The sequence below is a fragment of the Nesterenkonia sp. PF2B19 genome (assembly GCF_001758425.2).
Taxonomy (GTDB): Bacteria; Actinomycetota; Actinomycetes; order Actinomycetales; family Micrococcaceae; genus Nesterenkonia; species Nesterenkonia aethiopica.
Window position 1 is genome coordinate 61,233 of record NZ_MDSS02000006.1, and the last position, 20,562, is coordinate 81,794.

At 70.2% G+C, this 20,562-nt stretch carries 21 protein-coding genes, 1 tRNA gene and 1 pseudogene; 11 read left to right on the forward strand and 12 right to left on the reverse strand.

What is annotated here, in order from left to right; translation table 11 throughout:
* Positions 1–3: 3 nt before the first annotated feature.
* The 5 genes from BCY76_RS03075 to BCY76_RS03095 all read right to left on the reverse strand — a co-directional run bounded on the left by BCY76_RS03075 (position 4) and on the right by BCY76_RS03095 (position 7,566).
* A complete protein-coding gene (locus BCY76_RS03075; protein WP_070159663.1) occupies positions 4–2,226 on the reverse strand; it encodes an NADP-dependent isocitrate dehydrogenase in 2,223 nt (740 codons plus the stop codon).
* 166 nt (positions 2,227–2,392) lie between these two features.
* A complete protein-coding gene (gene mgtE / locus BCY76_RS03080) occupies positions 2,393–3,733 on the reverse strand; it encodes a magnesium transporter (RefSeq protein WP_070159665.1) in 1,341 nt (446 codons plus the stop codon).
* Between the two features lie 104 nt (positions 3,734–3,837).
* Positions 3,838–5,502, reverse strand: coding sequence for a bifunctional phosphoribosylaminoimidazolecarboxamide formyltransferase/IMP cyclohydrolase (gene purH, locus BCY76_RS03085; RefSeq protein ID WP_070159690.1), 1,665 nt, complete (start codon positions 5,500–5,502; stop codon positions 3,838–3,840).
* Between the two features lie 148 nt (positions 5,503–5,650).
* Positions 5,651–6,331 (reverse strand): response regulator transcription factor, encoded by a 681-nt coding sequence (locus BCY76_RS03090; RefSeq protein WP_070159667.1) that lies wholly within the window; start codon positions 6,329–6,331, stop codon positions 5,651–5,653.
* Positions 6,328–7,566, reverse strand: coding sequence for a sensor histidine kinase (locus tag BCY76_RS03095; protein WP_083277443.1), 1,239 nt, complete (start codon positions 7,564–7,566; stop codon positions 6,328–6,330). The genes BCY76_RS03090 and BCY76_RS03095 overlap by 4 nt, the downstream gene beginning before the upstream one ends.
* 206 nt (positions 7,567–7,772) lie before the next feature.
* Between BCY76_RS03095 and phoU the strand changes: the two genes are divergently transcribed.
* Positions 7,773–8,432: a phosphate signaling complex protein PhoU gene (gene phoU / locus BCY76_RS03100; RefSeq protein WP_070159669.1), complete on the forward strand. Its 660-nt coding sequence runs from the start codon at positions 7,773–7,775 to the stop codon at positions 8,430–8,432.
* Positions 8,433–8,600: 168 nt separating this feature from the next.
* Here phoU and BCY76_RS03105 read toward each other — a convergent pair whose 3' ends face one another.
* From BCY76_RS03105 to BCY76_RS20630, 3 genes and pseudogenes are all read right to left on the reverse strand, one after another.
* Positions 8,601–9,347: a phosphoglyceromutase gene (locus BCY76_RS03105; RefSeq protein WP_070159671.1), complete on the reverse strand. Its 747-nt coding sequence runs from the start codon at positions 9,345–9,347 to the stop codon at positions 8,601–8,603.
* A 104-nt stretch (positions 9,348–9,451) separates the two neighbouring features.
* Entirely contained in the window at positions 9,452–9,760 is a 309-nt protein-coding gene (locus BCY76_RS03110; protein WP_070159673.1) for a DUF2516 family protein, read from the reverse strand.
* A 9-nt stretch (positions 9,761–9,769) separates the two neighbouring features.
* A pseudogene (locus BCY76_RS20630) lies at positions 9,770–10,731 on the reverse strand (trans-sulfuration enzyme family protein).
* A 458-nt stretch (positions 10,732–11,189) separates the two neighbouring features.
* Here BCY76_RS20630 and tmk point away from each other — a divergent pair.
* From tmk to BCY76_RS03145, 6 genes are all read left to right on the forward strand, one after another.
* Complete coding sequence (gene tmk / locus BCY76_RS03120) at positions 11,190–11,939, forward strand: dTMP kinase (protein WP_070159675.1); 750 nt, start codon at positions 11,190–11,192, stop codon at positions 11,937–11,939.
* On the forward strand, positions 11,932–13,086 hold the full coding sequence (locus BCY76_RS03125) for a DNA polymerase III subunit delta' (RefSeq protein WP_336581833.1): 1,155 nt from the start codon (positions 11,932–11,934) through the stop codon (positions 13,084–13,086). The genes tmk and BCY76_RS03125 overlap by 8 nt, the downstream gene beginning before the upstream one ends.
* Positions 13,087–13,135: 49 nt before the next feature.
* Complete coding sequence (locus BCY76_RS03130; RefSeq protein WP_070159677.1) at positions 13,136–14,701, forward strand: alpha/beta hydrolase; 1,566 nt, start codon at positions 13,136–13,138, stop codon at positions 14,699–14,701.
* Between the two features lie 131 nt (positions 14,702–14,832).
* Complete coding sequence (locus BCY76_RS03135) at positions 14,833–15,372, forward strand: universal stress protein (RefSeq protein ID WP_085437145.1); 540 nt, start codon at positions 14,833–14,835, stop codon at positions 15,370–15,372.
* Positions 15,369–15,842: a universal stress protein gene (locus BCY76_RS03140; RefSeq protein WP_170922563.1), complete on the forward strand. Its 474-nt coding sequence runs from the start codon at positions 15,369–15,371 to the stop codon at positions 15,840–15,842. Before BCY76_RS03135 ends, BCY76_RS03140 begins: the two co-directional genes overlap by 4 nt.
* Before the next feature lie 145 nt (positions 15,843–15,987).
* Positions 15,988–16,060 (forward strand) — tRNA-Thr (locus BCY76_RS03145).
* 66 nt (positions 16,061–16,126) lie between these two features.
* On the opposite strand, the gene BCY76_RS03150 is transcribed toward BCY76_RS03145, so the two are convergent.
* The 3 genes from BCY76_RS03150 to BCY76_RS03160 form a co-directional block, all read right to left on the reverse strand.
* Positions 16,127–16,507 (reverse strand): phosphohydrolase, encoded by a 381-nt coding sequence (locus BCY76_RS03150; protein WP_237089931.1) that lies wholly within the window; start codon positions 16,505–16,507, stop codon positions 16,127–16,129.
* Between the two features lie 91 nt (positions 16,508–16,598).
* Positions 16,599–17,030 (reverse strand): hypothetical protein, encoded by a 432-nt coding sequence (locus BCY76_RS03155; RefSeq protein ID WP_139827586.1) that lies wholly within the window; start codon positions 17,028–17,030, stop codon positions 16,599–16,601.
* A 116-nt stretch (positions 17,031–17,146) separates the two neighbouring features.
* Positions 17,147–17,605 (reverse strand): DoxX family protein, encoded by a 459-nt coding sequence (locus BCY76_RS03160; protein ID WP_070159681.1) that lies wholly within the window; start codon positions 17,603–17,605, stop codon positions 17,147–17,149.
* 139 nt (positions 17,606–17,744) lie between these two features.
* On the opposite strand from BCY76_RS03160, the gene BCY76_RS03165 reads away from it, so the two are divergent.
* From BCY76_RS03165 to BCY76_RS03170, 3 genes are read left to right on the forward strand one after another with little or no spacing between them, the layout of a single operon-like run.
* On the forward strand, positions 17,745–18,092 hold the full coding sequence (locus BCY76_RS03165) for a MarR family transcriptional regulator (RefSeq protein WP_336581837.1): 348 nt from the start codon (positions 17,745–17,747) through the stop codon (positions 18,090–18,092).
* Positions 18,089–18,334 carry a hypothetical protein gene (locus tag BCY76_RS20210; protein WP_336581839.1) on the forward strand — a complete coding sequence of 82 codons (246 nt, stop codon included), beginning with the start codon at positions 18,089–18,091 and terminating at the stop codon, positions 18,332–18,334. The genes BCY76_RS03165 and BCY76_RS20210 overlap by 4 nt, the downstream gene beginning before the upstream one ends.
* Before the next feature lie 59 nt (positions 18,335–18,393).
* Positions 18,394–19,224: an SDR family oxidoreductase gene (locus tag BCY76_RS03170; protein WP_070159683.1), complete on the forward strand. Its 831-nt coding sequence runs from the start codon at positions 18,394–18,396 to the stop codon at positions 19,222–19,224.
* 34 nt (positions 19,225–19,258) lie between these two features.
* Here BCY76_RS03170 and BCY76_RS03175 read toward each other — a convergent pair whose 3' ends face one another.
* Positions 19,259–19,996, reverse strand: a complete 738-nt coding sequence (locus tag BCY76_RS03175; RefSeq protein ID WP_083277445.1) for a pentapeptide repeat-containing protein — start codon at positions 19,994–19,996, stop codon at positions 19,259–19,261.
* Positions 19,997–20,114: 118 nt separating this feature from the next.
* On the opposite strand from BCY76_RS03175, the gene BCY76_RS03180 reads away from it, so the two are divergent.
* Positions 20,115–20,552: an NUDIX hydrolase gene (locus BCY76_RS03180; protein ID WP_237089932.1), complete on the forward strand. Its 438-nt coding sequence runs from the start codon at positions 20,115–20,117 to the stop codon at positions 20,550–20,552.
* The last annotated feature ends 10 nt before the right edge of the window (positions 20,553–20,562 follow it).

Genomic DNA, 20,562 nt, shown 5'->3' on the forward strand with positions numbered 1-20,562 from the left:
CGGTCAGCCCTTCAGGCCGTCCACGATGGTGTTGAGCGTGGCCGAGGGGCGCATGGCCGCAGCCGCCTTGGCGTCGTCGGGCCGGTAGTAGCCGTCCAGCTCCACGGACTGGCCCTGCACGCCGTTGAGCTCCGCGAGGATGGTCTCCTCCTGGGAGACCAGCTGCTCGGCCACGGGACCGAAGATCTCCGCCAGCTCGGCGTCCTCGGTCTGGGCGGCCAGCTCCTGGGCCCAGTACTGGGCCAGATAGAAGTGCGAGCCGCGGTTGTCGATCGTGCCCAGCTTCCGGCCCGGGGAGCGGTTCTCCATCAGGAACGTCGCGGTGGCGCGGTCCAGCGCGGAGGCCAGCACCTTCGCCTTGGGGGCATCGGCCTGCTCGGCGTACTTCTCCAGCGAGGGCACCAGCGCGAAGAACTCTCCCAGGGAGTCCCACCGCAGGTAGTCCTCCTGGACCAGCTGCTGGACGTGCTTCGGAGCGGATCCGCCGGCCCCGGTCTCGAACAGGCCGCCGCCGGCCATCAGCGGCACGATGGAGAGCATCTTCGCCGAGGTTCCCAGCTCCAGGATCGGGAAGAGGTCGGTCAGGTAGTCGCGCAGCACGTTGCCGGTCACCGAGATGGTGTCCTCGCCGCGGCGGATGCGCTCCATGGAGAGCTTCGTGGCCTCCACAGGGTTGAGGATCCGGATGTCCAGGCCCTCGGTGTCGTGGTCGCCCAGGTAGGCCTCCACCTTCGCGATGAGGTTGGCGTCGTGGGCACGCTCCGCGTCCAGCCAGAAGACGGCGGGCGTGCCGGACTCGCGGGCCCGGGTCACGGCCAGCTTGACCCAGTCCTGGATCGGGGCGTCCTTGGTCTGGCAGGCGCGCCAGACGTCTCCGGCGGCCACCTGGTGCTCCATGAGCACCGAACCGGCGGCGTCGAGCACCTGCACGGTGCCCGGCTGGGAGATCTCGAAGGTCTTGTCGTGGGAGCCGTACTCCTCGGCCTTCTGCGCCATCAGGCCGACGTTGGGCACCGTGCCCATCGTGGCCGGGTCCAGAGTCCCATGGGCGCGGCAGTCCTCGATGACGGCCTGGTAGACACCCGCGTAGGAGGAGTCCGGGATGACGGCGAGAGTGTCGTCCTCCTCGTTGGAGGGGCCCCACATGTGGCCGCCGTTGCGGATCATCGCCGGCATGGAGGCGTCGACGATCACGTCGGAGGGTACGTGGAGGTTCGTGATGCCGCGGTCAGAGTCGACCATGGCCAGCCGCGGTCCCTCAGAGAGGCCCTTCTCGATCTCGGCCTTGACACCCTCCGCGACGTCGGCGTCGAGGTCCTCCACGCCGGAGAGGATCGAGGCCAGCCCGTCGTTGGCCGACAGGCCCGCCTGGGCGAGCTGCTCCCCGTACTGGGCGAACAGCTGCGGGAAGTAGGCCTTGACGATGTGGCCGAAGATGATCGGGTCGGAGACCTTCATCATGGTGGCCTTCAGGTGCGCGGAGAAGAGCACGTCCTCCTCCTTGGCGCGTGCCACCTGAGCGGCCAGGAACTCGTCCAGGGCGGCGGCGCGCATCACGGTGGCGTCCACGACCTCCCCGGCCTGCACCGGCAGAGCGTCCTTCAGCACCACGGTCTCGCCGGAGTCGGTGACCAGCTGGATCGTCAGCGTGTCCTCGGAAGCCAGGACCACCGACTGCTCATTGGAGGCGAAGTCGTCGGCACCCATGGTGGCCACGTTGGTCTTCGACTCGGAGGTCCACTCGCCCATCCGGTGCGGGTTGGCCCGGACGTAGGCCTTCACGGACTCGGGAGCACGGCGGTCCGAGTTGCCCTCACGCAGCACCGGGTTCACGGCCGAGCCCTTGACCCGGTCGTACCGGGCGCGGATGTCCTTCTCCTCCTCGGTGGAGGGGGACTCCGGGTAGTCGGGCAGGGCGTAGCCCTGGGACTGCAGCTCGGCGATCGCGGCCTTCAGCTGCGGCACCGAGGCGGAGATGTTCGGCAGCTTGATGATGTTCGCCTCGGGGGTCTTGGCCAGCTCGCCCAGCTCGGCCAGGGCGTCCGCCTCACGCTGCTCCTCGGTGAGGTGGTCCGGGAACTGGGAGATGATGCGACCGGCCAGCGAGATGTCTCGGGTCTCCACCTCCACGCCTGCGGTCGAGGCGAAGGCCTCAACGATCGGTTTGAACGAGTAGGTCGCCAGCATCGGCGCTTCGTCGGTGTGGGTGTAGATGATCTTGGCCATCGGCGCGTGATCTCCCTCGAGGTCTGGGGTCAGGGAACAGGCTGGAGCGTCGCCCCGGCCTGTTTTCGGTCAGTCGACGATCCAAATCTACCGGAGTGCGGGCTTGAGCCCGTGCTCCGTTTCGTCGCCTGCGGCGACGCGCTCATCTCCCGGGTCATGTCCCGGGTCATATACCGAGCACGGCGCGGGCGATGAGGAAGTAGACGATCAGTCCGGTCGCGTCCACGAAGGTGGAGATGAACGGATTGGCGAACACGGCGGGATCCGCACCCAGCTTCTTGCCCAGGATCGGCATGAGTCCGCCGGCCGAGGCCGCCAGGGTGCAGATGGCCAGCAGCGTGAGCCCGATCACCGCCCCCACATGCCATTCCCACCGCCAGCTGACCAGCAGGAACCCGAGGACCCCCAACACGGAGCCCAGCGTGATGCCGACCCTGATCTCCCGCCAGAACACCTTGAACACGTCCCGGGTGGTGACATCGCCCAGCGCCATGGCGCGCGTGACGGTGGTGGCCGCCTGATTGCCGGTGTTGCCTCCGGTGCCGATCAGCAGCGGGACGAACAGCGCCAGCACGACGACGGCCTCCAGCGTCTCCTCGAAGACGTCGAGGACCTGCACCGTCAGCGTGGCCCCGATCGCCAGGACCAGCAGCCATACGATGCGCGAGCGCATGATCGTCAGCACCGGTGTCGACAGGTACGGCCGGTGCAGCGGCTCGGCACCGCCGTGACGGGCGGCGTCCTCCGACTCGGCGCGCTCGAGGATGTCCAGGGCGTCATCGACGGTGAAGATCCCCACGACCCGGTGCTCGGAGTCGGTGACCGGCATCGCCAGGTGCTTGCGGTCCGCACACAGACGGGCCGCGTCCTCGGCGTCATGGTCCGCATCCACCGAGTCCGCCTCCGTGGTCAGGGAGGAGATGCTCACGTCAGCGTCAGCGGCGACCAGGTCCCGCAGCGAGACGACCCCCTTCAGCAGCCGCTGCCGGTCCACCACCGGCAACGTGTAGAGGGTCTCCGCCTCATCCCCGGCCCGGCGGATCTTCTCCATCGCCTGCCCCACCGACCAGTGCTCCGGGATCGCCACGAATTCGGGGCTCATCTGGCGACCGATCGTGCCGGAGGGGTAGCCCAGCACGATGTTGGTCAGGCTCCGCTCGCGCGGGTCCAGATGCCGCATCATCTTGCGCGCCACCGAGGCCGGCATCTCGTCCATCAGACGCACACGGTCGTCGGGGTCGAGTGAGTCGAAGTACAGCGCGACGTCGACGTCCTTCAGGCCCTCGATGATCTCGTGCTGCAGCGCCTGGTCGAGCAGGTCGAAGACCTCCACCGCCCGGTCCTTGGGGAGCAGGCGGAAGGCCACGGCCCGGTCCTGCACGCCGAGGCGCTCCAGGAAGTCGACGATCTCGCCGACCGGAAGGTCGTCCAGCGCCTCGCGCAGATCTCGCAGCCGCTCATGGCGGACCAGGTCTGCGAGCTCATCCAGTCTCTCTGACACTGACATCACCCCTTCCGAGGGTGTTGGCACCGATGAGTGGTCATCGCCGGCGGGATCCGCCGGCCGGTGCCGAGCGGGCCCGCACGCTGAGGGGCTCGCGGCCCCTCAGGTCAGTGGAAGAAATGTCGCGCGCCGGTGAGGTACATCGTCAGGCCCGCCTCTTCGGCGGCGTCGACGACCTCCTGGTCCCGCTGCGAGCCGCCCGGCTGCACGACGGCGCGCACCCCGGCGGCGATCAGGCTCTGCAGCCCGTCCGCGAACGGGAAGAACGCATCCGAGGCGGCCACCGAGCCGCGGGCGCGGTCCACGCCGTCACCTGCGAGCGTGTTGGCCCGCTGCACCGCCAGACGGCACGAGTCCAGGCGGTTGACCTGGCCCATCCCGATGCCGACCGTCGCGCCCTCACGGGCCAGCAGGATCGCATTGGACTTCACCGAGCGCACCGCGCGCCAGGCGAACTCGAGGTCTGCCAGCGTGGCCTCGTCGGCGGCCTCCCCGGAGACCAGCTTCCAGGAGTCGACGACGTCGCCCTCGGCGTCCAGGGCATCCGAGGCCTGCAGGAGCATCCCCCCGGAGATCTGCTTGTACTCCACCCGGTCCCGCCGGTGGCCCTCCGGCAGCCGCAGCAGCCGGATGTTCTTCTTCCGGGTGAGGATCTCCAGAGCCTCCGGCTCGAAGTCCGGGGCGACGACGACCTCGGTGAAGATCTCGGCGACCGTGCCGGCCATCTCGGCGGTGATCGTGCGGTTGGCGGCGATGACCCCGCCGAAGGCCGAGAGCGGGTCGCAGGCGTGGGCCCGACGATGCGCCTCGGCGACCGTCTCCCCCACCGCGACGCCGCAAGGGTTGGCGTGCTTGATGATGGCCACCGCCGGGCCCGCGAAGTCGTAGGCGGTGCGGACGGCCGCGTCCGCGTCGACGTAGTTGTTGTAGCTCATGGCCTTGCCGTGGAGCGTCTCCGCCTGGGCCAGGCCAGGGGCGGCGTGCGTCTCCGTGTACAGGGCCGCCGGCTGGTGCGAGTTCTCCCCATAGCGCAGCCCGGTGATCCGCTGGAGGGCCAGCCCGGCGTAGGGCGGGAACTGCAGCGCCTTGTCCTTCCGGGGCAGAGGGGGCGCCGGCACCGAGGCGGCGTCGAAGTCGTCGTCGTACTGCTGGGAGGTCCAGCGGGCCACCGCGGTGTCGTAGGCGGCGGTGTGGGCGAAGGCCAGGGCCGCCAGCCGCTGGCGGGTGGCCAGGGTGAAGCCGCCCTGCTCGGCGGCGGTGATGACCTCCCCGTAGCGCAGCGGATCCACGACGACGGCGACCGAGGCGTGGTTCTTCGCCGCGGCGCGCACCATGGAGGGCCCGCCGATGTCGATCTTCTCGACGATCTCATCCTCCGACGCGCCGGAGGCCACGGTCTCCGCGAACGGATAGAGGTTGACCACCACCAGGTCGAAGGGCCGGATCTCCAGCTCGTCGAGCTGCGCCCGGTGGTCCTCGCGCCGCCGGTCGGCCAGGATGCCTGCATGGACGCGGGGGTGCAGCGTCTTGACCCGGCCGTCCAGACACTCGGCGAAGCCGGTGACCTCGGAGACCTCGGTGACCGGCACGCCGGCGTCGGCGATGCGCTGGGCGGTGGAGCCGGTGGAGACCAGCTCGACGCCGGCCGCGTGCAGCCCCTGGGCGAGCTCCGTCAGCCCCGTCTTGTCGAAGACGGAGACCAGGGCGCGGCGGATGGGCTGCCGATCCGTGGCGGAGGAGTTCTCCTCAGGGCTGGGACTGGTGTTCTGCACGTTCGACACGCACGCTCCTTACTCTCCGACACGGCTGGAGGGCAGGACCGCTGCGGGTCCCGCCGCTGCGGGGCACGGCGGCCCGGGCGCCCTGGACGAGGGCGCGGCGGACCTCGATCAGTCTAGCGCCCCGGCACTGGCCTGCGCCTCACTCCTCGAACTTGTAGCCCAGGCCGCGCACCGTGATCAGGTGCTGAGGCCGGGAGGGGTCCGGCTCGATCTTGGCGCGCAGCCGCTTCACATGCACGTCGAGGGTCTTGGTGTCCCCGACGTAGTCGGAGCCCCACACTCTGTCGATCAGCTGACCCCGGGTCAGCACACGTCCGGCGTTGCGCAGCAGCATCTCCAGCAGCTCGAACTCCTTCAGCGGCAGGCTCACGCCGTCTCCGCGGACCTCCACCGTGTGCCGCTCCACGTCCATGCGGACGGGCCCGGCCGCGACGGAGGAGGTGTCATCCACCTCGGTGTCCACGTGCCGGCGCAGCACCGCACGCACCCGGGCCAGCAGCTCCCGGGAGGAGTACGGCTTGGTCACGTAGTCGTCGGCGCCGAGCTCCAGGCCCACCACCTTGTCGATCTCCGAGTCCTTGGCGGTGAGCATGATGACCGGCACATTGGAGCGCTGGCGGATCTGCCGGCACACCTCCGTGCCGGGCTGGCCCGGCAGCATCAGGTCCAGCAGGACCAGGTCGGGGCTCTCCTTGTCGAAGAGCTCCACGGCCTGCAGGCCGTCGTCGGCGACCGAGACGTCATACCCCTCCTTCTGCAGGGTGTACGACAGGGCCTCGGAGAACGAGGTCTCGTCTTCGACGATGAGAATCCTGGTCACGCTGTTCCTCCTTCACCGGCGCGAGCGCGGTCGGACTGTTGATGGTCGGTGCGGGGGGCGCCGTCGGCGTCGGCCTCCGGGGCGCCCTCCTCGGGCTCCCCGGGTCCCTGGCCCTCCTCGAGCTCCGGGATCCGCACGGTGAACGTGGACCCCTTGCCCTGCTGGGACCAGAGGGAGACCTCTCCCCCGTGGTTGGTGATGACGTGCTTGACGATGCTCAGCCCCAGACCGGTGCCCCCGGTCTGACGCGAACGGGCGGCGTCGACACGGTAGAAGCGCTCGAAGATCCGCTCCTGGTCCTCCGGGGCGATGCCGATGCCCTGGTCCGTGATGGTCACCTGCGCGATCCCGTCGCGGGAGGACAGCCCGATCCCGATGCGGGTTCCCTCCGGGGAGTAGCGCACGGCGTTGTCGATGAGGTTCCGGAAAGCCATGGTCAGCTGATCATGGTCCCCGTGGACCGAGCGGGTCAGGCTGCCCCCGACCTTGATGGTGATGTCTTTGGCCTCCGCGGGCAGCGTGGAGCGGTCCACCGCCTCCGAGATGACCTCTCCCAGGTCCACGGGGCGCCCCGAGTGGACCACGTTCTTGCCCTGCACGCGGGAGAGCTCGATGATGTCCTGGACCAGTGCCGCCAGGCGGGCCGACTCGCGCTGCAGGCGCTGGGCGAAGTGCCGCACCGCCTCCTCGTCGTCGGCGGCGTCCTCGATGGTCTCGGTCAGCAGCGAGATGGCGCCCACCGGGGTCTTCAGCTCGTGCGAGACGTTGGCGACGAAGTCATGCCGCACCGCCTGGGTGCGGGAGAACTCGGTGCGGTCGTCGGCCAGGACCAGGATGTACTCGTCCCCCAGCGGAGCCACACGCAGATGCACCACGATGGAGGACTCCCCCTGCAGCCCGCGCGGCAGCTCATGGTCCTGATCGATGATGACGCCGTCGGCCCGGACCCGCGCGGTGAGGGCGAGCAGCTCCTGGTGCACCACGGTGTGGCCGCGCACCAGGCCGAAGGCGTAGGCGGCCGGATTGGCGCGCACCACGCCGTCGACGGTGTCGACGACGATGTAGGCCAGGCCCAGCGAGGCGAGCACCTCGGTGGCGCCGGCGGGCATGGTCGGCTCGTCCACGTCGATCCCGGCGGCGCGCTGCAGCTCGCTGACCCGGAACGCGTGCATCCCGGCGACGCCCAGGAGCAGGCCGACCAGGCCGGAGACGATGGCGATGAGCAGGGAGTCCACGCCTACAGCTTAGGCATGTGTTCATGCGCTCGTCGCCGCAGGGCCCCGATGCGTCAAGGGGTTCAACGAGCGTTCACCTGGTGGTTGACTGGGGCGCGGCCCCGCGTTCACGTCCGTCGGTGAGCCTGGAGCGTCGGGATGCTCCGGGACGACCCGGCGCGCCCACGGCAGGCCGCGGCCCCCTCACGACGAAAGGACCGTCACCCGTGCGCAAGCTCTTTCAGGAAGACCTCCAGAACCTCGGCGAGCAGCTGATCGACATCGCCACCCTGGTCTCCCAGGCGATGCAGAAGGCTTACCGATCCTTCGAGACGGCCGACGTGCAGCTGGCGGAGGAGGTCATCGCCGCGGATCAGCGGATCGACGCGCTGCAGAACGACCTGGACGAGCGTGCCATCGACCTGCTGGCGCTGCAGGGGCCCGTGGCCTCCGATCTGCGCACCATCGTCGGCGCCCTGCGGATGAGCACCTCGCTGGAACGCATGGGGGATCTGGCGCGCCACATCGGGCAGCTGGTCCGCCTGCGCTACCCGGACCACGTCTCTCCGGAGCACCTGAAGCCGGTGTACGCGCGGATGGCCCAGCACGCGCAGGACCTCGCTGAGAAGGTCGTGAGGCTCCTGCAGACCCGGGACCTCGCCCTCGTGGACGAGATCACCGCGGAGAACGAGGCCATCAATGCGCTCCACGCCTCCGTGTTCCGCCTGATCGCCGAGGACGAATGGGATGCTAGCCCGGCCACCACGGCGGACTGCACGCTGGCCAGCCGATACTTCGAGCGCTTCGGGGACCACGGCGTCTCCGTGGCCAAGAAGGTCGCCTACCTGGTCACCGGAGAGTGGGACGTGAAGGCCCACGCCGAATGAGCTGAGTCGGCTCTCCGGCCCGGATGTGACCGCCCGAGCAGGTGAGGAAGACGGCCCCGACGTCATCGAGCGGGAGACCCGTGGTCGGGTCTCCCGCTCGATGATGTCGCTGGGACGGTGCTCGCGCGTCGCGCGGCCGTCCCGCTCAGCAGGGCGGCCCGGACAGCCTCACTTCTTGCCCTGGTTGGCCACCGCCTCGATGGCCTCCTTCGCGGCCTCAGGGTCCAGGTAGGTGCCCCCGGGCTTCACAGGCCGGAAGTCCTCGTCCAGCTGGTAGTGCAGCGGGATGCCGGTGGGGATGTTCAGCCCGGCGATGTCCTCGTCGCTGATGCCGTCCAGGTACTTCACCAGGGCGCGCAGCGAGTTGCCGTGCGCGGCGAGCAGCACCGTCCTGCCGGCCTTCAGGTCCGGGATCACCGCGGACTCCCAGTACGGCAGCATGCGCTCGACGACGTCCTTGAGGCATTCGGTGCGCGGGGCGGCGTCACCGAGGTCCGCATAGCGGGGGTCGCCGATCTGCGAGTACTCGTCGTCGGCGTCGAGCTCCGGCGGCGGAGTGTCGTAGGAGCGGCGCCAGGTCATGAACTGGTCGTCGCCGTACTGCTCACGCACCTGGGTCTTGTCCTTGCCCTGCAGCGCGCCGTAGTGGCGCTCGTTGAGCCGCCAGTCCCGCTTGACCGGGATCCAGAGCCGGTCCGCCGCCTCCAGGGACAGGTGCGCGGTGGTGATGGCCCGCTGCAGCAGCGAGGTGTGGACGACGTCGGGCAGCAGGTCGTTCTCGGCCAGCAGCTCGCCGCCGCGGGCGGCCTCGGCCCTGCCCTGGTCGGTCAGCGGCACGTCGACCCAGCCGGTGAACAGGTTCTTCTGGTTCCAGTCGCTCTGTCCATGACGGAGCAGAATGAGGTCATAGCTCATCTGGCGGTGATCCCTTCCGATGCGTGATGTGGGTGGAACGTCGGTGGTCAGGGCGCACGTCGGCGGGCGCGGAGTGGAATGGCGATCGCGTCAGCTCATCCGGCTCACTCGGAGACGGCGGGCTCGACGTCGGCCAGGTAGACGGCGGCCATGGTCGCGCCGATGACCGGGAACAGGAAGCCGAAGGGGCCTCCGAACAGCTGGGAGTAGACGCCGAACAGGCACAGCAGCGCCGCGCCGCCGGTCATGCCGAGCCAGAACCCCTTGGTGCGCTTGAATGCGATGTCGAAGCGCTGCGCGTTCTTCGGCAGGCATTTCAGCAGCGCCACGCCCGCCACGATCAGGCAGACGACGGCGAAGGCGAGGAAGAGGTAGATCTCAGAGACGAGGACGGCGTACCAGATTCCGGACATGTGTCGATGCTATCGCTTCTCGTCGCGGTTTTCCGAGGCGACCAGCCGCAGCGCCTGCAGCAGGTCGGCATACAGGTCGTCCACGTGCTCGATGCCCACCGAGAGCCGGATCAGCCCGTCCGGCACCGTCTCCGGTTCGGTGGAATGCCGACGGCGGCGCTCCGCCAGGGACTCCACTCCTCCGAGGCTCGTGGCCGGGGTCCACAGGGTCAGGTGCTGGAGGACGGCGTCGGCGGTGGCGGCGTCGGGCAGCTCGATGGTGAGGATCGCTCCGAAGCCGCCCAGCTGGGCCGCGGCCGCGCATGCTGCGGGTGGCTCTCCAGCCCCGGGTACCGGACGCCGCGCAGGGGCGTCTCCCCGGTGGGGAGCAGCGCGGCGAACCGCCGGGCGAGCTCGGCGGCGTTGGACTCCGCGGCGTCGAGGCGCACCGCCAACGTCCGCACCCCGCGCAGGGCCAGGAAGACCTCCATGGGCCCGGGTACCGCGCCATGGAGGGTGCGGTGCTGGTGCAGCCTCTGATGCAGCTGCTCATCGGCCGTGATCGCCGCCCCCATGATCAGGTCCGAGTGTCCGGCCAGGAACTTGGTCACGGAGTGGACCACGACGTCGGCTCCGTGCTTCAGCGGCTGCTGCCGCAGCGGGGTGGCGAAGGTGTTGTCCACCACGGTGAGGATGCCGCGCCGCTTCGCCTCGGCGAGCAGCGCCGGCAGGTCGGCGACCTCGAGCATCGGGTTGGTGGGGGACTCGATCCAGAGCATCACCGGCGCGTCCTGCGCCTGGGCGAGGGTGGCGACGTCGGCGATGGTGGTCCTCACCGCCTCGGTCTCGGCGATGTCCACCCGGTGCAGGGTCAGCAGGCCCCGGTCCGCCATCTCCTGGGCCAACGTGGAGAAGCCCATATAGCTGTGCCGGGGCAGGATCAGGTGGCCGCCCGGGGGCAGCAGATGCACCACCGCGGAGATCGCGGCCATCCCGGAGGAGAACAGCAGACCCGGCAGCACCGGCACCGGGTGTTCCTCGGCGGTGGTGACGAAGCCCTGACCGCTGTGGCCCCGGCGCGTGCCGGCCTCCAGGTGGGCCAGCAGCTCCTCGAGCGGCTGCCAGGAGGGCACGCCTTCTCGGGCGTACTCCCAGCGGTTGTCGCCGCCGGGCCGATAGCTGTAGGTGGAGGTGAAGTCCACCGGGGGATTCACCGGGGAGCCGGCCTCATGGATGCCGCGGCCTCCGGACACGAGGTAGGTGCGTTCGTCAGTCACATCAGCCACGGTAGTCGACTCCCCCGTCACGAGGGCCGCCCGCCGGGCCGCGTCCAGGCTCTGAGACGCCGGCAGGGCTCGCGGGGCGCCGGCGGAGGTGCTCACACAGGCCTCCGGTGACGTTCGATGATCGCGTCACCGGAAGCGTCACCGGAAGCCGATAGGCTGTCCGCGTGACACAGACGAAGCCAGCGAGCACGCGCGGAGCCTTCATCGTCGTCGAAGGCGGCGACGGGGCCGGGAAGACCACGCAGCTGGACCTGTTGGAATCCTGGCTGAGCGCCCACGACGTCGCCTGTGAGCGGACCCGGGAGCCCGGCGGCACCCCCATCGGCGAGCGGATCCGGGCGCTGGTCCTGGAGCACGGCCACGGTGAGGTGGACCCCCGCACCGAAGCGCTGCTCTTCGCGGCCTCACGCGCGGCCCACGTGGTGCAGCGGATCCTTCCGGCTCTGGAGTCCGGGGCCACGGTGCTCTGCGACCGGTACATCGACTCCTCGGTGGCCTACCAGGGCGTGGGACGCGGCCTGGGCCCGGAGAAGGTGGCGGAGATCAACGGCTGGGCCACCTCCGGACTGCAGGCGGACCTGACGATCCTGCTGGATGTGGACCCGACGATCTCCCAGCGGCGGCGGGCCGGACGCGACGGCGGCCCCGGGGACCGTATGGAGTCCGCCGACGACGCTTTCCGAGCCCGCATCCGAGAGGCCTTCCGCAGCCGGGCCGAGGCCGAGCCGGACCGCTATCTCGTCATCGACGCCGACGACGACGTCGATGCCGTGCAACGGCAGATCCGGCGCCGAGTCGCCGCGCTGATCGGCGAGCCTCTGCGCGCCGCCCGGCCCGCCGGGTCCGAGGCCGCAGATCCCGAGCTGAACGAACCCGAGCTGAGCGAGAGCTCCGGGGAGGCCGGTCTTGGCTGAGCCCGCCGTCTTCGCCGAACTGCCAGCGGTCTTCGCCGAACTGGTGGGCCAGGAGCCCGTGGTGGACCAGCTGCGCCGGGCCGTGGCCGCGAGCGCTCCGGCCCATGCCTGGCTGGTCACGGGGCCGCCCGGATCGGGTCGGTCCAACGCCGCCCGGGCCTTCGCCGCCGCACTGAACTGTGAGGTGGCAGAGCCGACGGAGCGCGGCTGCGGGACCTGTCGCTCCTGCCGACTGGTCGCCTCCGGCGCCCACCCCTCGGTGAAGCTGGTCTCCACCGAGAACGTCACCTACCGGATCGATGACGTCCGCGAGCTCGTCACCACCGCCCAGGACAGCCCGCAGGGGGCACGCTGGCGAGTCATCGTCGTCGAGGACGCAGACCGGATGACCGAGCGCGCCACCAACGTGCTCCTCAAGGCCATCGAGGAACCGCCGCCGCACACGCTCTGGGTGCTGTGCGCCCCGAGCCCCGCCGACGTCCTGGTCACCATCCGCTCACGCTGTCGACTGGTGAGCCTGCGGATCCCCCCGGCCGACGCCGTCGCCCGGCTGCTGGTGGAGCGGGACGGACTCAACGCCCAGCAGGCGCACTTCGCTGCCCGGGTGTCGCAGAACCACGTGGGGGTGGCCCGGCGCCTGGCCCGCGACCCCGAGGCGCGCCAGCGGCGGGAAGATGTGGTGACGCTGCCGCTGCGGGTGCGCAGCTCCACCGACGCCGTCCGGGCCGCCGGCACACTGGTGGCGATGACCCAGGCCGACGCCGAGGCGACGGCCGACGCCCGCCTCGCCGAGGAGCAGGCCGCGCTGCGGCGCTCGTTGGGGCTGGAGCCGGAGGAGAAGATCCCGCCGAAGCTGCGCAGCCAGTTCAAGAGGCTCGAAGAGGAGAACACCCGGCGCGCCAAACGCGCCGTGGCCGACTCGCTCGACCGGGCTCTGATCGACCTGACCGCGGTGTACCGGGACGTGCTGAGCCTGAAGCTCGACGCCGACGTCGAGCTCATCAACGACCACCTGCGCGAGCAGCTGGCCGACTACGCCGAGAGCCTCAGCCGGAGCATGCCCTGGGCTGTCTGGATGCGATCGGCGCCGCACGCACCAGGATCGGTCAGAACGTCCCGCCGCTGTTGGCCATGGAAGCTCTCATGATGTCCTTCCTGCCCGTGGAGGCCCACCGACGCTGAAGGGAGCCCTTCCCATGGAGACCACCGCAGGCCCTGTGCTCCGCCATGCGGCGACCCTCGGCGTCGCCGCGATGCTGCTCAGCGGCTGCGTGCCGCTGGGCGAACCGCCCGAGACGCAGCAGCCCTCCCCCGGCGACACCGCCGAGGACGTGGGGCGCGGGAACGCCACAGACCCCGCCTACGCCAGGTTCTACGATCAGGAGCTGGACTGGGAGGACTGCGAGCGCGGGGCGCGATGCGCCGATGTGGAGGTCCCCCTGGACCACGCCGAGCCCGACGGCGAGACTCTCCAGATCCGCATCATCAGCTCCGGCACCGGCGGGCCCGACGCCCCGCATCTGCTCATCAACCCTGGCGGCCCCGGGTCCTCCGGATATGACTCGGTGGCCGAAGACCTGCAGTACTTCTTCACCCCGGCCCTGTTGGACGACTATGACATCGTCGGCTTCGACCCGCGAGGAGTCCACCGGTCGGCGCCCGTAGAGTGCCTCACGGACGAGCAGATGGACGAGAACCGGGAGCAGGTCGCTGAAGGGGACGAGGAGCTCGACGACGAGGCCGCCGTCGAACAGGCCCGCGAGGACGCCCGCTGGCTGGGTGAACAGTGCCTCGAGCAGACCGGCGAGGTGCTCGGACACGTGGACACCGCCTCCGCCGCCCGAGACATGGACATCATCCGTGCCGCCCTGGGCGAGGAGCGACTCAACTACCTCGGCTTCTCCTACGGGACCCACCTGGGGGTGACCTACGCGGAACAGCATCCGGCTTCGGTGGGACGGTTCGTGCTCGACGGGATGATGAACACCGCTCTGAGCGACCACGAGCTCTCCCTGGACCAGGCGGTCGGGTTCGAGGAGGCGCTGCAGGGCTACGCAGCATGGTGCGTCGAGCAGTCCGACTGTCCGGTGGACGGTGAGGCTGAGGACGTCGTCGACGCCGTGGCGGGCCTGTTCGAGGATGTCGCCGAGGAGCCCTCAGAAGGCCCCGACGGGCGGACCATCTCCGTGAGCGTGCTGGTGAGCGGGTTCATCCAGCCCATGTACTTCTCCGGGGGCTGGCCGATGCTGAACCAGGCGCTGGGCGCCGCCCTCGACGAGGAGGACTTCTCCTCCTTCCAGCAGTGGGCTGACCTGGCCGCAGGCCGCGAGCCCGACGGCAGCTACGGGTGGAAGAGTCAGCTCGCCTTCCGCGCGATCATGTGCCTGGACCACCCGGTCTCGGAAGACTCCGAGACCATCGAGGCGGAGTATGAGGAGACCGTGGAGGCCGCCCCCACGTTCGGCCCGTACCTGGGGCACGCCGGCATCGCGTGCTCCGAGTGGCCCTTCGAGCCGGTGGGCGAGCCGCGGGAGCCGCAGCTGGACGAGGTGGAGGAGATCCTGTTCATCGGCACCACCGGGGATCCGGCCACCCCGGTGTCCTGGGCCGAAGACATGCACGCCATGGCGCCCACCTCCTCCCTGTTGGTCTACGACGGCGAGGGCCACCTGGCCTACCGGCCCGGCAACACCTGCGTGACCGAGATCGTCGACTCCTACCTCCTCGACGGGGCGCTCTTCGAGGGCCGCCAGGACTGCTGACCCCGGCCAGCATCCCTCCTGGTGAGCGGCATGCCGCCGCTAGAATGGCGGCAGCTGGGTGACGGTGACGTCGCCTCGGTGGCCGCACCGTCGTCGACAGCTCTGACCGTCGTCGTGTCCAGGAGGTCGCCATGAACGAGGATTCCCGGCATCGAAAAGCTGTCCCCTACACCCCCGCATCCCGGGCACTGGGCGTGATCGTCGGATTCGACGGCTCGGACCAGGGGTCCCGTGCGCTGCACTACGCCGCCGTCGAGGCTCATCGGCGCGATCTCCAGCTGACAGTCATCAGCGCCTTCACGGTGCCGCGCGCCGTCGCCGGCTATGTGGACTCCGCCGCGGAGATCACCGGAGACTCTCTGGCCCGGCGGGGCGCCGAGGAGGTCCTCGACGAGGCACGCGATCAGCTCCACGGCTATCCCGGCCACGTCGAATACCGGGTGGAGCACGGGGATGCCGCCGGGGTGATGATCGCGAGGTCCGAGAACGCCACCCACGCCGTCGTCGGCGGCCGCGGACGCGGTGGTTTCGTCGGACGCCTGCTGGGTTCGGTGTCCTCGGCGCTGCCGCCCACGCCCACTGCCCCACCACCGTGGTCAACCGCCGCTACGATCCCGACCTGGTGGGCGGCGACACCCGATTCACCGCGCGTCGGGACGCACGACCGGTGATCGTAGGCGTCGACGGCTCCGCCCACGGACGAGTGGCCGCACTGCACGCCGCCGAGGCCGCCGGGCTGCGAGGCACCTCCCTGCAGCTGCTGCTCGCGCTGCCGACGATCGACTCCTCCCTGCTCTGGTACGCGGGCCGCACCGCGAAGGAGTCCGGCATCACCGAACTGGAGATGCAGGGCCTGCAGGAACGGCTGGACGGGGACGTCCGCTGGCTCACCGGACATTTCCCGGACCTGAGCATCGAGGGAATCATCGAACAGGGCTCGCCGACCCAGGTGATGGCCCACGCCACCGAACGCGCCCAGCTCACGGTGCTCGGGACCCGCGGCCGGGGAAGCATCACCAGCGCACTGCTGGGCTCGGTGTCCCGCAGCGTGCTGATGGAGGCCCACGGGCCCGTGGAGATCGTCCCGCTGCTGACCGATCGCCGTCTCAACGACCACGGAGAGCACGAACCCGTGCTCTGAGACACGGGAAGATGTCGCGACCTGAGCCGGCGCGTCCGAGCTGAAAGGCCTGGACAGCAGAGATCGCGCAGCCGTTTTGACCAGTCCGCCCTGAGCCGAGTAATGTTGTGCATCGCGCGCGAGGGCACGCGGCCCACGCGAGCAGGCCACCTTAGCTCAGTCGGTAGAGCGATTCACTCGTAATGAATAGGTCGCCGGTTCGATTCCGGCAGGTGGCTCCGTGGATGCAGCAGAACCCCCGGTCAGGCACGCTGGCCGGGGGTTCTGTCATCTGTCGGGCGTGCTCAGAGGCCCAGCAGCTCCCGGGCCTTCGCGTACTTCGCGGCCAGACGGTCGCGGGTCTCCGGGTCCAGCTGAGAGGTCCGTGCAGGATCGGTGTTGTCCGCGAGGTCCGCCGCCTTGACCTGCAGCGCCAGTTCATCAGACCGCACACGGCGGTAGTAGTCCTCGGACGACTCTCCCTCGCCTCGGGAGACCGCCTCCACCGCGGCGACGACCTCCTCGGGCATCCGACTGGCCAGCAGATCGACGGCCGTGACCGACGTGTCCTCGATGACGTCGTGCAGCCAGGCCGCCGCCACCACCTCCGGCGCCGCACCGGCCACCTCGGCATGCCCGGCCACCCGCTCCGGATGCCCGATGTAGTGCGCCCCCAGCTTGTCCACCTGCCGCGGTGCGCCTCGGCGGCGATCTGCGCTGCCGCACGCACCAGGGCCGGCCCGCGCAGGGGCTCCCGTCCCAGCTCCGTGGTCATCCTCAGTCCTCCCACTCCGAGCAGTGCAACGTGCCCTCCACCTCGGCATCGCCCACTGCCGCGGTGGCGAACTCCACCTGCGCCTCCCCCAGCTCGATGCCGTCGGGAGACGTCGTCTCCTGTGGACGCTCGGCGCCCTCCAGGCGCACCTGGGCGAAATCCTCGCCCGCGACCTCGACACGCGAGGAGTCGTCACCGGTGGTCGCGATCAGGTGATGGACCTCCCCCGGGGGTCCTGAGCACAGGACCTCCGACGGGGCGACCCGATGAGTCTCCCCACCCAGGGTCACCTCCAGCTCCCCGAGGTCCCCGCCGGGGTCCGCGCCATGCCGGGCATCCGTCACCTCCAGCTCGCTGGGGTCGAGGTCCTTCGAACATCCGACCGCCACGAGCGCCGCAGCGACCCACGCCACCGTGACCCACGTCGTCCTCATGCCACGGAGGCTACCACCGCGCACCGACAGGACGCCCGAGACGAGCCTCCGGTCCACCGGCTCACACAGGTCAACTCCGCGCCTTCGCACAGCTCAACTGCGCACCTTCGCACAGCTCAACTGCGCACCTTCGCACGACGCCGCGGTGCCGGGGCGATGAGCCGGTCCACACTGAAGCGGCCGGCCCCTGTGGCGACCAGGATGACCAGACCGGCGAAGATCGCCAGGACCAGCTCGTAGCCGCCCTCAGAGACGAACAGGCCCGCCGGCGCATGGACCAGGAACAGGGCCACCACCATGGAGACCGCGTTGACCGCCGCGGCGATCGGGGTGAACAGCCCCACGATCAGCAGCACACCGCCGATCAGTTCCGCGCCCGTGACCACCGCAGCACTCACCGATGCGGCCGGCACACCCATCCCCTCGAAGGAGGCGGCCGTGCCGGCCACGGTCCACTCGTCGAACTTCTGCCAGCCATGGGCCACCAGGATCACCCCCAGCGCCACTCGCGCGACCAGCAGGGCCAGATCCGTCAGCGCCGGGACACCGGCCGACGGGTTGAGCAGCGTCTTCATCTCAGAACGTCCTTTCGTCAGCACCTGCCGCAGCAGACACAGAATCGTCCGCGGGCCCCGGAACACACCGGGCCGACCCGCGACTCGCAGGTTGTTGCGACAATCAATGTAGGGTACAACAGTTGTCCCATCAACCCCGGTGCGCAAGAATCGACCTGTGGACGCGCAATGGTTGGACTCCCGACAGCTGGCCGCCTGGGTGCGGCTGACCGCCGTGCTCGAACTGCTCCCCGGCGTGCTGGACTCCCAGCTCCGCCACGACGCCGGCCTGACCCACTTCGAGTACTACGTGCTCGCGGTGCTCTCCGAGACCGAAGGCCAGTCCCTGCAGATGAGCACGCTCGCCGTGCGCACCAACGCCACACTTCCCCGCCTGTCCCATGTCATCCGACGCATGGAGGACCGCGGCCTCGTCCGGCGCCGCCGTCGTCCGACGACGCGCGCGCCACCCATGTGGAACTCACCGAGATCGGCTGGGAGAAGGTGAAGGCGTCCGCCCCGGGCCACGTGGCCACGGTGCGTCACCACGTCATCGATGCACTCACCGCCGAGCAGGTCGACCAGCTGCGGGAGATCGCCGAAGCCATGCTGGGCCGTCTCGACCCCGAGGGGCGCCTGATCCCCGTCTACCGCCGCCCCGACACGGTCGCCGATGCGGACGCGGGGAAGGACACCGACGCCGACACGGACGCCGACCCCGACGCCGGCGGCGGCTCCGCCGGCGCGTGACCAGCTCACCACTCGCCGACTCATGCCGCTCCCCGACGAACCGCATCTACGATGGGCGCATGACCGACAGTCCCAGCCCCCTGCGCCGAGATCCTCTCCCCCTGCGGGGTCGACGGATGCTGGTCACCGGCGTGAGTCGCCGGGACGGCATCGGTCATGCCGTCGCCTGCCGGCTCGCCGCCTACGGCGCCGACGTCTTCTGCCACCATCACAGCCCCCACGACGCCGACCAGCCCTACGGCGCCGACGATCTCGAGGCGGTGCTGGCCAGCGTGGCCTCCCATGCGATCCCGGGAGCGCGGATCGAGGAGCTCGGAGCCGACCTCACGGAGACCGGCGCCCCAGACCGCGTGGTCGACGCCGCCGTCGAGACCTTCGGCGGCCTGGACGGGTTGGTGTGCAACCAGGCGCTCAACGGCTCGGACGGCGGCCTCGGTGAGCTGACCGAGCAGCTGCTGGACCGCCACTGGGCCGTGGACGCTCGCGCCTCGATCCTGCTGGCCCAGCGATTCCTGCACCACCACCGGGACGGCAGGGACGCCTCGATCGTCTTCATGACCTCGGGGCAGGGCCAGGGCCCGCTGACCGGAGAGATCGCCTACGGCGCGGCCAAAGCCGCACTGGCCGGCATCACCACCACGATCGCCGCACAGGTCGCCCCCACAGGAATCCGCGTGAACACCGTCAACCCCGGGCCGGTGGACACCGGCTACATGACACCCCAGCTCTGGAGCCAGGTGGCTTCGATGTTCCCCCGCGGCCGGTTCGGAGAGCCCGACGATCCGGCCCGCCTCATCGCGTGGCTGATGACCCCAGAGGCCGAATGGATCACCGGGCAGGTGCTGCACACCGAGGGCGGTTTCGCCCGGTGGCGCACCGCGGAGGACTGACCGGCCCCGAATCCGGGACGCGCGACGACGCCCGTCAGACCCGCACATCCAGCCCCAGATGCTCGGCAAGCGCAGGGGCCAGCTCCACGAGCTGCTCCGGACTGATGGTCGCCCCACGCAGTCCGGTGAGCCCGATGATGCGCTCCAGCCGGGCGCCCCGGAGGTCCACATGATCCAGAGACGCTCCGCTGAGGTCCAGGGTGCCGATGCCGGTGTCCGTCACGCGCAGCCGACGCACGCTGGCCCCACCCAGGTCCAGCTCGGTCAGCGTGCACCCGCTGAGTTCGACGTCTGTCAGGGACGCGCCGCGCAGGTTCACCAGATCCATCTTGGACTCGGCCACCCGGACCTCGGACAGGCCGGACTCGTAGAGCTCCGCCACTCCCACCCGGGAGCCGAGGACCTCCACCGCGCGCCAGGTGGAGCGAGGCGCAGCCAGATGAGGACTCGCCAGCCGCTGCAGACGGGTCTCCGCCACCGTCGCCCCCGTCAGCGTCACCTCCTGCAGCACGATGTCGATGAGCTCGCTGTCGACGATCCGGGCCCCGGTGAGGTCCTCCCCGTGGAGCGTCTCACCGATGAGGCGCAGGCCTTCGGCATGCTGGCTGAACAGCAGCTCGGAGGCGTCACCGTCGACCAGGCCCGTCGGCGCGGCGAGGTCCAGTCGCGGTGGGTGCGGTCTCGGGATCTCGCCGGAGGAGGTGCGACGGGAGTTGGAGCGGGCCGCTGGGCGGCTGGCGGGGCGGCCGGTGTGTCGGCGGGAGGACGTCATCGGCCGAGACTATCGCCACCCACTGACGACCATGGAGCGTGGACGCTCCCGAGCGACCGGTCGTGAGGCTCCGACCTGGACCGGCTCCGCGCGGTCCACGATGCTAGAGTGCGGGATCGTGGACCTGAGAGTGGGCGCATACGCCGTGATCATCGACGACGAGGGCCGCATGCTGCTGCCCCACTGGCGCGACGAGACCCTGGGCTCGGGCTGGACCCTGCCCGGAGGAGGCATGGACCCCGGGGAGCACCCGCACGACACCGTGGTGCGGGAGGTCATGGAGGAGACGGGCTACGAGATCGAGCCCGGCGAGCTCCTCGACGTCGGCAGCCTCATCATCCCCGGCGACCGGCGTCGGGCCGAGCACGGCGGCACCCCGCTGCAGGCGCTGCGGATCATCTACCGCGCCCGCATCACCGGCGGCTCCCTGCGCGTGGAGCAGGACGGCACCACCGACGACGTCGCATGGTTCGCTCCCGAGGAGATCGACATGCTGGACCGAGTGGACCTGGTGGACCTGGCCCGTCGCCGGGCCGGCCTGCTCACCTCCGCCTGAGTCCGCGGCC

Bases quoted from the DNA above. Each gene is read 5' to 3' on its own strand.
- BCY76_RS03075 (WP_070159663.1), bottom strand. From the start codon at position 2,226: ATGGCCAAGATCATCTACACCCACACCGACGAAGCGCCGATGCTGGCG.
- mgtE (WP_070159665.1), bottom strand. From the start codon at position 3,733: ATGTCAGTGTCAGAGAGACTGGATGAGCTCGCAGACCTGGTCCGCCAT.
- BCY76_RS03105 (WP_070159671.1), bottom strand. From the start codon at position 9,347: ATGAGCTATGACCTCATTCTGCTCCGTCATGGACAGAGCGACTGGAAC.
- BCY76_RS03110 (WP_070159673.1), bottom strand. From the start codon at position 9,760: ATGTCCGGAATCTGGTACGCCGTCCTCGTCTCTGAGATCTACCTCTTC.
- BCY76_RS03130 (WP_070159677.1), top strand. From the start codon at position 13,136: ATGGAGACCACCGCAGGCCCTGTGCTCCGCCATGCGGCGACCCTCGGC.
- BCY76_RS03135 (WP_085437145.1), top strand. From the start codon at position 14,833: ATGAACGAGGATTCCCGGCATCGAAAAGCTGTCCCCTACACCCCCGCA.
- BCY76_RS03155 (WP_139827586.1), bottom strand. From the start codon at position 17,030: ATGAGGACGACGTGGGTCACGGTGGCGTGGGTCGCTGCGGCGCTCGTG.
- BCY76_RS03160 (WP_070159681.1), bottom strand. From the start codon at position 17,605: ATGAAGACGCTGCTCAACCCGTCGGCCGGTGTCCCGGCGCTGACGGAT.
- BCY76_RS03170 (WP_070159683.1), top strand. From the start codon at position 18,394: ATGACCGACAGTCCCAGCCCCCTGCGCCGAGATCCTCTCCCCCTGCGG.
- BCY76_RS03175 (WP_083277445.1), bottom strand. From the start codon at position 19,996: ATGACGTCCTCCCGCCGACACACCGGCCGCCCCGCCAGCCGCCCAGCG.